The 12,778-nt window shown below is 68.5% G+C and carries 15 protein-coding genes; 5 read left to right on the top strand and 10 right to left on the bottom strand.

The features are described from left to right. Window positions 1–26: 26 nt before the first annotated feature. Window positions 27–815 (bottom strand): tRNA threonylcarbamoyladenosine dehydratase, encoded by a 789-nt coding sequence (locus ACVCL9_RS07570; RefSeq protein ID WP_447098559.1) that lies wholly within the window; start codon window positions 813–815, stop codon window positions 27–29. Window positions 816–958: 143 nt separating this feature from the next. Here ACVCL9_RS07570 and ACVCL9_RS07575 point away from each other — a divergent pair, with 143 nt between their 5' ends. Further along, window positions 959–1,348, top strand: a complete 390-nt coding sequence (locus ACVCL9_RS07575; protein ID WP_395119348.1) for a cytochrome c — start codon at window positions 959–961, stop codon at window positions 1,346–1,348. 13 nt (window positions 1,349–1,361) lie between these two features. Here ACVCL9_RS07575 and ACVCL9_RS07580 read toward each other — a convergent pair whose 3' ends face one another. From ACVCL9_RS07580 to ACVCL9_RS07595, 4 genes are all read right to left on the bottom strand, one after another. Further along, window positions 1,362–1,664 carry a DUF962 domain-containing protein gene (locus ACVCL9_RS07580; protein WP_395119350.1) on the bottom strand — a complete coding sequence of 101 codons (303 nt, stop codon included), beginning with the start codon at window positions 1,662–1,664 and terminating at the stop codon, window positions 1,362–1,364. Window positions 1,665–1,708: 44 nt separating this feature from the next. Continuing rightward, a complete protein-coding gene (locus ACVCL9_RS07585; RefSeq protein ID WP_447098558.1) occupies window positions 1,709–2,770 on the bottom strand; it encodes an NADH:flavin oxidoreductase/NADH oxidase in 1,062 nt (353 codons plus the stop codon). Window positions 2,771–2,821: 51 nt separating this feature from the next. Beyond that, entirely contained in the window at window positions 2,822–3,739 is a 918-nt protein-coding gene (locus ACVCL9_RS07590) for an alpha/beta hydrolase family protein (protein ID WP_447098557.1), read from the bottom strand. 84 nt (window positions 3,740–3,823) lie between these two features. Next, entirely contained in the window at window positions 3,824–4,033 is a 210-nt protein-coding gene (locus ACVCL9_RS07595; protein ID WP_395119356.1) for a cold-shock protein, read from the bottom strand. Between the two features lie 395 nt (window positions 4,034–4,428). Between ACVCL9_RS07595 and ACVCL9_RS07600 the strand changes: the two genes are divergently transcribed. Next, entirely contained in the window at window positions 4,429–4,881 is a 453-nt protein-coding gene (locus ACVCL9_RS07600; RefSeq protein ID WP_447098556.1) for a hypothetical protein, read from the top strand. Between the two features lie 9 nt (window positions 4,882–4,890). On the opposite strand, the gene ACVCL9_RS07605 is transcribed toward ACVCL9_RS07600, so the two are convergent. Beyond that, window positions 4,891–6,153 (bottom strand): winged helix-turn-helix domain-containing protein, encoded by a 1,263-nt coding sequence (locus tag ACVCL9_RS07605; protein ID WP_447098555.1) that lies wholly within the window; start codon window positions 6,151–6,153, stop codon window positions 4,891–4,893. Window positions 6,154–6,304: 151 nt separating this feature from the next. Between ACVCL9_RS07605 and ACVCL9_RS07610 the strand changes: the two genes are divergently transcribed. Then, a complete protein-coding gene (locus ACVCL9_RS07610; protein ID WP_447098554.1) occupies window positions 6,305–6,655 on the top strand; it encodes a hypothetical protein in 351 nt (116 codons plus the stop codon). 106 nt (window positions 6,656–6,761) lie between these two features. Continuing rightward, a complete protein-coding gene (locus ACVCL9_RS07615; protein ID WP_447098553.1) occupies window positions 6,762–7,847 on the top strand; it encodes a phospholipase A in 1,086 nt (361 codons plus the stop codon). A 105-nt stretch (window positions 7,848–7,952) separates the two neighbouring features. Here the strand turns inward: ACVCL9_RS07615 and ACVCL9_RS07620 are convergent, their stop codons facing one another. The 3 genes from ACVCL9_RS07620 to pncB all read right to left on the bottom strand — a co-directional run bounded on the left by ACVCL9_RS07620 (window position 7,953) and on the right by pncB (window position 10,497). Then, complete coding sequence (locus ACVCL9_RS07620) at window positions 7,953–8,435, bottom strand: FKBP-type peptidyl-prolyl cis-trans isomerase (RefSeq protein WP_395121410.1); 483 nt, start codon at window positions 8,433–8,435, stop codon at window positions 7,953–7,955. Window positions 8,436–8,597: 162 nt separating this feature from the next. Next, on the bottom strand, window positions 8,598–9,083 hold the full coding sequence (locus tag ACVCL9_RS07625) for a glutathione peroxidase (protein WP_447098552.1): 486 nt from the start codon (window positions 9,081–9,083) through the stop codon (window positions 8,598–8,600). Between the two features lie 229 nt (window positions 9,084–9,312). After that, window positions 9,313–10,497, bottom strand: a complete 1,185-nt coding sequence (gene pncB, locus ACVCL9_RS07630; RefSeq protein WP_447098551.1) for a nicotinate phosphoribosyltransferase — start codon at window positions 10,495–10,497, stop codon at window positions 9,313–9,315. 323 nt (window positions 10,498–10,820) lie between these two features. Here pncB and ACVCL9_RS07635 point away from each other — a divergent pair, with 323 nt between their 5' ends. Then, window positions 10,821–11,684: a c-type cytochrome gene (locus ACVCL9_RS07635; protein WP_447098550.1), complete on the top strand. Its 864-nt coding sequence runs from the start codon at window positions 10,821–10,823 to the stop codon at window positions 11,682–11,684. A 4-nt stretch (window positions 11,685–11,688) separates the two neighbouring features. Here ACVCL9_RS07635 and ACVCL9_RS07640 read toward each other — a convergent pair whose 3' ends face one another. After that, window positions 11,689–12,738: an aminopeptidase gene (locus ACVCL9_RS07640; RefSeq protein WP_447098549.1), complete on the bottom strand. Its 1,050-nt coding sequence runs from the start codon at window positions 12,736–12,738 to the stop codon at window positions 11,689–11,691. Window positions 12,739–12,778 lie beyond the last annotated feature (40 nt).

Consider the following 12,778-nt stretch of genomic DNA (forward strand, 5'->3'; position numbering starts at 1 on the left):
GAAAAGCACGGCGGGCGGTGCCCGCCCTACGGTTCGCCGAGCAGCTTCTCGATCACCTTGCCCACCGCCGCAAAGGCGAACGCGCCGGTGACGTGGGTGGCCGCGCCCAGGCCGCCGCCGCAGGCGAGGTTCATGGAATCGCCGCCCGGCGGCCGGGTGCCGCAGACAGTGCCGTCGGGTTGCGGGTACTGCACGTTCTGCAGCGAATAGACGGCTGAAACGCCGAAGTAGCGATCGGGGTTGCGCGGGAAATTGAAATCCGCACGGAGCTTCTTGCGGATCAGGCTGAACATTGCGTCGTGCTCCGTGCGCGACAGGTCGCGCACGCGGATCTGGGTGGGGTCGGTGCGGCCACCCGCCGAGCCCACGCTGACGATCGGCAGCTTGCGCCGGCGGCACCAGGCGATCGTTTCCAGCTTCACCCGGAACGCGTCGCAGGCATCGAGCACCACGTCGTAGCCGCGGTCGAGCAGCTCGTCCAGCGTGGCCGGGGTGAGGAAGCGCTCGATCGCCTCCAGCCGGATCGCCGGGTTGATCGCACGCGCGCGCGCCGCCATCACGCCCACTTTCGACTTGCCGTATTCGCCGTCCAGCGCGTGCAGCTGGCGATTGGTGTTGGACACGCAGACCTCGTCGGCGTCGATCAGGGTGAGCCGGCCCACGCCGCTGCGCGCCAGCGCCTCGACCGCCCACGAGCCGACGCCGCCCACGCCGATCACGCAGACATGCTTCTGCGCCAGCGTGCCCACGCTGCCCTGCCCGAACAACCGCTCGACGCCGGCGAAGCGCTCGACCGGCACGGCTACCTCGTTCATGGCATACCCGCGCGAAGCGGCGGCGGCAGGAAAACGGTCACGGCGAGCACCCTGGCGAAAACGGTCATTTTATCGCGCCGGCTTGGCCTCGCGGCAGTCGCGCAGGCTATGCTTGCGCTTATCCCTCGAAATGGAGCGGCTCCATGCGTGTTGCCCTGATGATCCTGCTCGGCCTGGTGATTGGCATCATCGGTACCGTCAACGTGATGAACGTGCTGAGCGAGCGCAATCCGATGCCCGCAGCGGTGATGCATACGCTCGGCTATCACGTGGGCGAATTGAAAGGCGCGATCAAGGCCAACCAGTGCGAGGCGGCGAAGGTCCAGCATCACCTGGCCCGGCTCGAATCCACCGCCAGCGACATCACGCCGGTGTTCGGCATGAACGACAAGGATTTCGCCGACCACGCCAGCCAGTTGCAGGACCGCCTGCACCAGGCCGTGGCAGCGGCGCCGGCGACCTGCACCGCGCTGGCCGCCGTGCTCAAGCCGGTGGGAGAGAGCTGCAAGAGCTGCCACGACAAATATCGCTGATCGCGGGCGCCGCTCAGAAGCGGATCTTGCCGCGCAGCATCTGCGCGTACATCACCCAGTCGCCGGCAAGGCTGTACAGCGGGTGCTTGAACGTGGCCGGGCGATTTTTCTCGAACGCGTAGTGGCCCAGCCAGGCGAAGCCGTAGCCGGCCACCGGCACCAGCCACAGCCAGCGCCACTGGCCGCTCGCCACGGCCAGCACCAGCACCGCGAGCACCAGCGTGCTGCCGATGAAATGCATTCGGCGACAGCTGCGATTGGCGTGCTCGCCGAGATAGAACGGATAGAACTCGGCAAAACTGCGAAAGGTCGACATGCTGCTGCTCCGCGAGCGGGCGCCCTGATTCCGCCCCGCCACATTTACCAGGCGCGTTGATATTGCACCGGTGCGTCGATCGACGCACCCAGCTGCGCTGCCGCGCGGCGGGGAAAATAGGGATCGCGCAGGCTCTCGCGGGCGATCAGCACCACGTCGGCGGCGCCGTTGGCGATGATCTGCGCGGCCTGCTCCGCGCCGGTGATCAGGCCCACCGCACCGGTGGCGATCCCGGCCTCGCGGCGGATTTGCGCCGCGAACGGCACCTGGTAACCCGGCGCCAGCGGAATCTTCACGTGCGGCAGCAAGCCGCCGCTGGAGACGTCGATCAGGTCCACGCCCAGGGGCTTCATCTGGCGCGCCAGTTCCACGCTCTGCCCGATGTCCCAGCCGCCGGCATCCGCCCAGTCGGTAGCCGAGACGCGCAGCCACAACGGCAGTGCGGCCGGCCACACCTCGCGCACGGCGACGACCACCTCGCGCACCAGACGAATGCGATTCTCGAAGCTGCCGCCGTAAGCATCGTCGCGCCGGTTGCTCAGCGGCGACAGGAACTGATGCAGCAGGTAGCCGTGCGCCGCATGCACCTCGATCAACTCGAAACCCGCTGCCAGCGCGCGTTGCGCGGCGGCGCGAAAGTCCGCGATCACCGCCTGGATACCGGCCTCGTCCAGCGCCTGCGGCGCCGGCCAGCCGGCAGCGAACGGCAGCGCCGAGGGCGCCACGGTAAGCCAGTCGCCCTGCCCCGCCGGCACGGGGCCGTGCCCGTCCCACGGCCGCAGCGTGCTGGCCTTGCGCCCGGCGTGAGCCAACTGCATGCCGGCAATCGCGCCCTGCGCCTTGATGAAACGGGTGATCGGCTGCCATGCCTGCAACTGGGCGTCGTTCCACAGGCCGGTGTCCTGCGGCGAGATGCGCCCCTGCGCGGACACCGCCGAAGCCTCGGCGATCACCAGCGCCGCGCCGCCGACCGCGCGGCTGCCCAGGTGCACCATGTGCCAGTCATTGGGCACGCCGTCGGTGGCCGAGTATTCGCACATCGGCGACACCGCGAGGCGGTTGCGCAAGGTCAGGCTGCGTTGGGCAAGCGGATCGAACAGGTTCATGGGAAATCCAGCGTCACGGAACGGTTGAGATGCAGACGGCGACGCCGGGAATCAAGCCGCCGTGTCGTCGCGCGCGACGAAAGTCGCATCCTCCCCGGCCAACCAGCCGGCGATGCGCGCGGCGACCGGCGCCGGCGCCTTCATCCAGCCGAAATGGTCGGCCGGCGTGCCATCCAGGTCGTCGCGCAAGATCGTCTCCACGCGACGCGCGGCTGGACCGAGCTTGCCCAGCAGCCATGCCAGCGAGGCCGGCGGACCGAGCCAGTCCTGCTGCAGTCGCAGCGCCAGCACCGGCAGTTGCAGCGCGGCCAGCAAGCGCTCGAAATCCTGCGTCATGCCGGCCACCGCATAGCGGCCGCTGCGGCCGCTGCGTGCCCAGTCGGCGATCACGCCGCGCGCCTCGTTGCCGCCGAAACCGATCCGCCGCCCGGGCAGATGGCCGACCAGCGCAGCCAGCCAGGGCGCCAGCGCATAAGCGGCACCAATCAGCCAGCCGTGCCGGAACCGCCGCCAGTACGGCGCGCCACTGGCGACCAGCACCATGCCGGCGAAATCGTGCGGATGCAGGCTGGCGTAAAGCAGTCCGAGCTGGCCGCCGAGGCTGTGGCCGCCCAGCCAGCAGCGCGCCTGCGGCCAGCGCTGGCGCACCGCCGCCATGCCGGCGGGCAAGTCGTCCTGCAGCAATTGACGGTAACCCCAGTTGCAATCGCGGCCGGCGCGCCGATCGCTGGAGCCGATGCCGCGCCATTCATGCAACACCACGGCGACGCCGGCCACCGCCAGCGCCTGGGCCAGCGGCAGGTAATGCCGCGCCGGCATGCCCATCGCCGGCATCCAGTACAACAACTGCTGCCAGCGACCGGCCGGAAGCGTGGCCAGCAGCTCGCAGCGCGCGCCGTCTGCGGCGGTGACCGGGATGACCAGCGACTCGGCCGCGACAGGGGCGTTCTGGATGAAATGGTCGGGCATCCCGACAGGCTAGCGAATTGCCCTCGCCACTACAAAAAGAGGCCGGCTTGCGCCGGCCTCCTCAAGCAGACCTCGCCACCGCCATCAGACGGGGGTGACGTCTTCGGCCTGCAGGCCTTTCTGGCCGTCGACCACCTTGAAGGTCACCTTCTGTCCTTCCTGCAGGCTCTTGAATCCCGAACCAGTGATGGCGCGGAAATGCACGAACACGTCGGGGCCGCTTTCACGGCTGATGAAGCCGAAGCCCTTGGCGTCGTTGAACCACTTGACTGTACCCGTTTCACGATCCGACATGACTCACACTCCGATCCAATCCAGACTCTATCGACTAACCGGCCACAGGGGGGCCGACGGTTTACTGAGCATGCCAAGGTCGGGTGCAACGGACGGATTCAGGAAATCCCCAGTGGGCACTCACGCCGCCAAGCAGACGCAGCGATTCAAGCATAACGGATTTTTGGAAGAAAAGTGATTTGTCAAGCGGCTCGTCGTGACAGCCGTCCCGACAGCCGAAATCCGTTGCCGATCCGCGCCCCTGGCGGGCCGGGGCGGGCTCGCCGACAACCGACCCCTGCCGACCCCGGCGCGCGGGTTTCAGGTTTTCTTTACTTCACTTGCGGTTTAGTTGATTCGTTCGACCTTCCGCCAGACCGGGTGCCTGCGGCCTGCCCAATGCACAGGAGAGCATCATGACCACCCCGTTCCGCCTGGCCCTGGCCGCCGCGGTCGCCATCTTGCTTCTCGCCGGCTGCGCCAGCGACACCGAGACCCGCCCGGCGACGGTCACCTCATCCCGCGCCGCCACCACCCGTTCGACCGCTCCGCCGACGCCCGCCCAGCGCCCCAGCCACCACGCCACCGCGCCCAGCGATGCGAGCCTGCCGGAACAGACCGGCATACCCGCCTGCGACGACTACCTGTCCAGCTACCTCGCCTGCCACCGTGCGGCCGGCATCTTCTCGGCCGAACAGCTGCCACTGCGTTACGAGGCGATGCGCACCAACCTGCTGCGCGATTCGCAGAACCCGGATGTCCGTCCGCAACTGGGCGAGCGCTGCAACTCGCTGGCGCGCAGCCTGCGCGAGGCGCTGCATGGCAAGTCCTGCAGCCCCAACCCGGCTCCGGCGGGCAGCACGCCGTAGGCAGGGCGCCTAAGCCAGTCGACGCAGCTCGGTGCGCAGCGACCGGGCGAAGGCGGCCGGTCGCGAGCGGACCACCCGCACCTGCGGCGTGCCATGCCAGCGCGCGGTATCGAGGATGGCTTGTGCCAGTTCCGCCAGCAGGCGCGGCGCGATCGCCACACCGGGTTCGAGTTCGATCGACTTGACCTCGAACAGGCCATCGCCGCGATGCGCCTTGGCGTCGAGCCGCCCGACCAGCCGGCCGCGATGCAGGATCGGCAGCACGAAGTAGCCGTAGCGCCGTCGCGCGGCCGGGACGTAGCACTCCAGGCTGTAGTCGAAATCGAACATCGCGCGCAGCCGCGTGCGGTCCCACACCAGCGGATCGAACGGCGACAGCAGTGCCGTGCGCGTGGCGCGCAGCCGCCCGCCCAGCGCCCGTTCCAGCAGGTCGGCGTGATCGCGATGCACGTAGCCGGGAGTCGCCCAGCCCTGTACCGCCACGGCCAGCAGTTCGCCGCTGGCCAGCAGCGGCGCCAGTTCGGCAGCGCCAACGCGCGGCTTGAGCCGGTGGTAGTCGGCGATCCACGGGGCCGGCGCCACGCCCAGTGCGCGCACGCCGTCGAGGACGAAGCGGCGACGCAGCGCGGCGGCCGGGAGCGTGGCCACCCGCGGATCGGGCGGCGGGTCGAGTTGCGCCAGCACCCGTTCGCTCAAGTCGTACACGCGCTGGAAGCGATCGCGCCGCAGCACCATCAGTTCACCCAGGGCGAACCACGCCTCCAGCCAGCGCTTCTCCGGCTTCCACTCCCACCAGCCCGAGCTGGCCGCACCCTGCTCGCGGGCAAAATCCGCCGCGCGCACCGGGCCCTCGGCGCGAATCCGCTCGAGCAGGCCGTCCATCCCGCTGCGCTGTTCGCGATGCATGCGTGCGGCGTGTCGGTGCGCCCAGTGTCCACCGCGCTGGTCGCTCCACGCACGGTGCCACGGCAGATCGGCGGCGCTGACGAAGCAGGCCTCGTGCGCCCAGGTTTCGGCCAGCTTGCCTTCGGCCAGCGCCTCGTCCAGCCAGGCCATCGGGTAATCACCCAACCGCGCGTGCAGCACCAGGTACGGGCTGCGCGCCACCACGTGGATGGTGTCGATCTGCAACAAGCCCATGCGCTCGATGGCGGCCACCACGTCGGCGCGCCGGGCGCGTCGCCGGCTGGCCTGCAGCAAGCCCTGGGCCGCCAGTTGCAACAGGCGCGCCTGGGCAAGGCTGAGGGTGGGCGAAGCTGAAGCCCGGCTCAATGGCGTGTCGCCGTTGCCCGCATCGGCGGGCGATCTTGAGCGGACATATACACATCCCTTGCTAGGGTCCAGAGGAGTTCGGGTGCGGCGGCATGCGCGACCGGACCCCCGTGTTTTTTCGGACACTCATTCTGGCATGGAGGATTCCATCATGAACTTCAGCACTCCCCTGTACGGCTGCCTGTTGGCCGGCGGGTTGTTGTTCGCCGGCGCGAGCCTGGCGCAGGACACCCCTGCCCCGGCCGCTTCCGCCACCGCCACCGATACCGCCACGTTCAACACGCCGCAGGGTCAGGTCGTGGTCAAAAGCGCACCGGCTCCGGCGCCGACGATCGCCCCGGCGCCCTCGTTCCAGCAGTTGGCGGCGGGCGGCAAGGGCATCACCGAGGAACAGGCCTCGGCCTATCCTCCGTTGGCCAACGACTTCCTCAACGCGGACAGCAACAAGAATGGCAAGGTCAGCGAAGCGGAATACGCACGCTGGGTGAAGCAGCTGCATTGAACACGCGGACGCGATGCCCGTGAATCGTGCATTCACGGGCATCGGATAAACTTGCCGGCCTGAATCGACGGCCGGCATGGCGCTCGCCGCGCATCGGAAAGACATCATGAAACTCCCGCTCGTCGCAGCCTGCGCGGCATGGGCCTGCGTGGCTGCTGCCACGGCGCATGCACAGAATCCCGACCCGATGGACATCCGCGGCTGCACCGCGATCGAGAGCGATGCGCAGCGGCTGGCCTGCTACGACCAGGCCACCGGCCGGGTCAACCTGCCGGTGGCGCAGAAGCGCACGGTGCAGGCCGCCGGCGGCGAAGTGTTCGGCCACGACCATCCCGGGGCACCCGCGGCCGGCCCCGGCAACAGCGAGGTGGCCGTGCCGCTGTCGCTGCTTGACAGCCGCTGGGAGCTGGCGCCGGAAAGCAAACTGGGCACCTTCAACGTACGCGGCTACAAGCCGGTCTACGTGCTGCCCATCTTCGCCAGCAGCAACCAGAACAACCAACCGCACAGCCCCAACCCCGACAACGACGCCACTGGCAGCGAGCGGCTGGACAACATCGAGGCGAAGTTCCAGCTGAGCCTCAAGGCCAAGGTGTGGCAAGGCGTGTTCGGCGACGCCGGCGACCTGTGGGTGGGCTATACCCAGTCGTCGCGGTGGCAGGTCTACAACTCCACCCTGTCGCGCCCGTTTCGCGAGACGGACTACGAGCCCGAGGCGATGCTGATGTTCGACACCAGCTACCACGTGCTTGGCTGGGAGGGACGCCTGCTCGGCATCGGCTTCAACCACCAGTCCAACGGCCGCGGGCTGCCGTTGTCGCGCAGCTGGAACCGGCTGATCGCCAACGTCGGCTTCGAACGCGAAGGCTGGACGGTGATGATCCGCCCGTGGTGGCGCATTCCCGAATCGCGAAGCATCGACGACAACCCCGACATCAGCGATTACGTGGGGCGCGGCGAGGTGGAGATCGTGCACGAGTGGAACGGCCAGGAATTCGGTCTGACCTTGCGCGACTCGTTCCGCGGCGGCAGCCGCCAGCACGGATCGTTGCGCTTCGGCTGGAGCTTTCCGATCGCCGGCAACCTGCGCGGCTACGCCGAACTGTTCAAGGGCTACGGCGAGAGCCTGATCGACTACAACCACAACGCCACCTACCTCGGCGTGGGCGTGTCGTTGCTGGACTGGTATTGAACGCGCTGCCGCAACGCGTCGCCGGGCACGCGTAGGGCGGGCACCGCCCGCCAGCCGTCGACGACAAAGGCGGCCGTGCCCGCCCTGCGCATCATTCACAACCTCTCAGTGGTGATGGCCACCCGCACCGTGCACGTGGCCATGTGCCAGCTCTTCCTCGCTGGCCGCGCGCACGTCGGTCACCTCGATGGCGAAATGCAGGGTCTTGCCCGCCAGCGGATGGTTGCCGTCGATGAAGACCTTGTCGTCCTCGACGCGGGTGACGGTGACGTTGATCTCGCCCTGCGGACCGCGGCCCTGGAACTGCATGCCGGGCTGGATGTCCTCCACGCCCTGGAAGGCCGAGCGCGGCACTTCCTGCATCAGCTCGGGATGGTGCACGCCGTAACCCTCCTCGGGAACCACGTCGGCGGTGAACTTGTCGCCCGCCGAGCGGCCTTCCAGCTGCTTTTCCAGGCCCGGTACGATCTGGCCGCCGCCGTGCAGGTAGGTCAGCGGATCGCGACCGGCGGAGCTGTCGATGACCTGGTTCTGATCGTCGGTGAGGGTGTAGTGGAAGGCGGCAACGGAATCTCGGGCAATCTGCATCATCTGGCCTCGTTCGGGGGTCATGGGGGCCGACCACGGTCGGCAAAGGGACAAAGCCTATCAGACCGCGCGCGCATGGCCTGCGCAGGGGGCGTCCCGAGCGCCGCCGACCAGCTCAATGCAGGCCGTGGCGATCGCCGTGGACCGCGGTGACGGGATGGTTCACCCCTGCAAGCGGGCCCGCGTGTCGCGACCGATCTTCTGCGGCGTGTCGGTGGGCGCGTAGCGCTTGACCACCTGGCCGTCGCCATCGACCAGGAACTTGGTGAAGTTCCACTTGATCGCCTCGCTGCCGAGGATGCCCTTGGCCTGGCTTTTCAGCCATTGGTACAGCGGCGCGGCGTGCTCGCCGTTCACCTCGACCTTGGCGAACATCGGAAAGGTCACGTCGAAGCGGGTGCTGCAGAAATCCTTGATCTCGGCTTCGCTGCCCGGCTCCTGGTGGCCGAACTGGTCGCAGGGAAAGCCCAGCACCACCAGGCCCAGCTCGCGCTGTTCGCGCCACAAGGCTTCCAGGCCCTCGTATTGCGGAGTGAATCCGCACTGCGAGGCGACGTTGACCACCAGCAAGGTCTTGCCGCGCCACTCACCCAGCGATCGCGGCTTGCCGTCGATGTCGGTCACGGTGAAATCGTGGATGCTGGTCATGGCTTGCTCCGGAACTGTGGCGGGTGTCCGGCCAGCGTACGCCATCGAGATGGCTCGGGCATATCCATATGCGGCATGCTCCTTTGGCGCCGGCGGTGCGCGCGGCTACCGTCAAGGCGTTGCCGCCACGCCGGATTCGCCGTGCTCCACCTCGCCCTCGTGCTGCTGTCCCTGTTGCTGCTGGCCGGCGTGTTCAGCCGCGCGCCGGACGATCCGTGATCGGCGCCACTCACCCCTGGGTGGCGGGGATCTCGAACACCTGGCGCAGGTAGGCCACGTAGGCCGGGTCATCGCACATGTTCTTGCCGGGGGAATCGCTGAGCTTGGCCACCGGCTGGCCGTTGCAGCGGATCATCTTGATCACGATGTTGATCGGCGCCGGCCCCACGTCGTTGGTGAGGTTGGTGCCAACGCCGAAGGCGAGCTGGCAGCGGCCGCGGAAATGCGCGTAGAGCTGCATCACGCGCGGGATGTCCAGGCCGTCGCTGAACACCAGCACCTTGTTGCGCGGGTCGACGCGGTTGTCGCGGTAGTGCGCCAGCACCTTCTCGCCCCAGGCGAACGGATCGCCGGAATCGTGGCGGGTGCCGTCGAACAGCTTGCAGAAGTACATGTCGAAATCGCGCAGGAAGGCATCCAGCCCGTACACGTCGGACAGCGCGATGCCCAGATCGCCACGGTATTCGCGCGCCCACGCCTCCAGCGCCGCGACCTGCGAATCGCGCAGCCGCGGCCCCAGCGCCTGGTGTGCCTGCAGATACTCGTGCGCCAGCGTGCCCAGCGGGGTCAGGCCCAGTTCGCGTGCCAGCCACACGTTGCTGGTGCCGGCCAGCTGCGCGCCCAGTTCGTCGCGCAAGGTGGTGACCACCTCGTGCTGCCAGCGCCGCGAATACCGCCGGCGGGTGCCGTAATCGGCGATGCGGCACAGCGTGTAATCCGGCGCATCGCGCAGCATGGCGATCTTGTCGTGCAGGCGCCGGCGCCCTTCGGCCAGATCCAGCCCGGCGCTGGTGCGGCGGAAATATACCTCGTTGACGATCGCCAGCAGCGGCACCTCGAACATGATCGTGTGCAGCCACGGCCCGCGGATGCGGATCTCGATCTCGCCGGGCACGGCGGCCGAGGGCGCGATCTCCACGTACTTCTCGTTGAGCTGGAACAGGCCCAGGAAATCGACGAAATCGCTCTTGATGAAACGCCAGCTGCGCAGGTAATCCAGCTCGTCCGCGCGAAAACGCAGGCGGCACAGCGCGGCCAGTTCGGCGCGGATGTCGTCGACGCACGCGGCCAGGTCAATACCCGGCGTGCGGCACTTGAAGCGGTATTCCACCTCGGCCGCGGGATACTGGTGCAGCACCACCTGCATCATCGAGAACTTGTACAGGTCGGTGTCGAGCAGCGATTCGATGACCATCGGGCGCCCAGGGGAGGAAGAAGCGGCAGCACCGGCCATTATCCATGGTCGGCCATCGGCGCCGGGCAAAATAAAACCCCATCGGCCAGGGGAGGACCGATGGGGCTTGTCAGGCGGCCTCCAGGGGAGGTAAGGCCGGCCCCTCAGCAAGGCGATGGATTGCCCCGCTTCCTGTCGCCGTCACGGCGATACACGGGCTTAGTGTGTGCGCGACGACGTGAGTTCAACGTGCACGCCCGCCGCCGTTCAGCGCCGCGACAGGTGCGCCGGCCCGCCCGGCGCCAAAGCTGGCCCTACACTGGGCCCATTGCACGGAGAATCCCATGCGCGGAACCTCGATCGACGCCCCCCGGATGACGCGGATCACCGCCCTGCTTGCGATCGCGCTGATGCTTCTCGGCAGCAGTCGATTCGTGCGCGCCGCCGAACTCCGCATCGACCTGGGCCATGGTGCCACCCGCTGGAGCACCGCCACCCTGCTGGCGCGCCCGGATGCGCGCACCATCACCGTGCTCGGCGACGTGGCGTTCAAGCGCACCCGACACTACCGCGCCGTGCCGCTGACTGCCCTGCTGCCCGGCATCGTGGCCGGCGATCACCTGCAATTTGTCGCGAAGGACGGCTTTGTCGCCGAAATACCCGCCGCGCTGATCCTGAGCCGGCGCGGCAGCGTCGCCTGGCTGGCGATCGAGGAGCCGGCCCGGCCGTGGCCGGCGTTGCCTGGCGGACACGGCCGCGCCGGCCCGTTCTATGTCGTGTGGACGCAGCCGCGCGCGGCGGGCGTGGGACCGGAGCAATGGCCATATCAACTGGCCACGATCCGCCGCGCCGACAGCATGGCCGCGCGTTTTCCGGCCATGCTGCCGGACCCGCGAACGCCGGCGGACAGTGCCGTGCGGCGAGGGCTGGCGGTGTTCCAGCGCACCTGCTTCGCCTGCCATACACTCAACGGCGCCGGCGATGCCCGACTCGGGCCGGACCTCAACATTCCGCACAACCCCACCGAGTACCTGCGCGCCGACCTGCTGCGCGGGTACATCCGCGATCCGCAATCGCTGCGCCGCTGGCCGCAGGCGAAGATGCCGGGCTTCGACACGCGGGCGCTTTCCGACGCCGACCTCGATGATCTGCTGAGCTACCTGCGCCACATGGCGGGGAGAAAAACATTGCCGGGCGGCGGGCACTGAGTTTTCAGCGCGGCGCGGCCTGAGCCTCCGCACCGTGTGGCGGCGTCATCAGCGCTTCCAGCGCGCGATCGCGGCGCGGCTTCGGGTCGCGAGCCAAAGCGCGGACGTCGGCGTAGAACGCCGTCCAGTCCTGCCCCGAGCGCTGGAACAGCACGTCGAACGCCGGCACCCAGTGGTCGTACAAGCCGAACGGCAGCAGCCGGGCGTTGTTGATCGGCTGCGCCACCCACGCGTCGTAGCGATGGTCGCCGGGCCATCGGCGTTCGCGCCACTGCGCGTAGCGTTCGCGGAACGCGGCGATCGCGGCCTGCTTGCCGGCTTCCATTGCCTCGGCATCGACGCCGCTGGCGTACAACAGCTTCAGGCGCTCGCGCAGATCCAGCACGAGCCGGGTGAAGCCGTCGGCGATCGCGTCATCGTGGCCTTGCGCCGGCGGCAGGCCGCGCGAGGCGCGCCATTCGCGCAGGCCCTGGCGCTGCACGAAGCTGGCGAAGGATTCGTTGAACGCGCTGTCGCTTTTCACGTAGATCAGCTGGTGCGCCAACTCGTGGAAGATCGTGCCGGCCAGCTCGTCGTCGTCCCAGCGCAGCATGCTGGACAGCACCGGATCGGCAAACCAGCCCAGCGTCGAATACGCCGGCACGCCACCGATCCACACATCGTCGCCGCGGGCCTTCCAGCGCGCCGCATCTGCCTGCGCCGCCTGTTCGCTGAACCAGCCCCGGTAAGCCACGCAACCGGCGATCGGAAAGCACTGCGGCACCGCCTGCACCGAATGGCGCGGCGCAGCGAACACGTTCCACACCACGTAGTCGCGATCCAGCGGCACGTAGCCGGTGTAGCTGCGATTGTCAGGCAGGCCCAGCTCGCGCGAGGCGAACCGGCGCGCCTGCAGCGCCAGGCGCAGGCGCGCGGCCAGCTGCGGGTCGGTGTGCGGGTCGGCGAGCACGCGCTCGATCGGGCGTCGATGCACGATGAGTTCGGCTTGCCCGTGGGCGGCCTGCGCGTAGTAGCGCACGCTGGTGCAGGCGGACAGGGCAAGTCCCGCCACCATCAGGAGGGCAAACCGGAATATCGCGGCGGATACGCTTGAC

Source organism: Rhodanobacter sp. UC4438_H5, assembly GCF_052978405.1.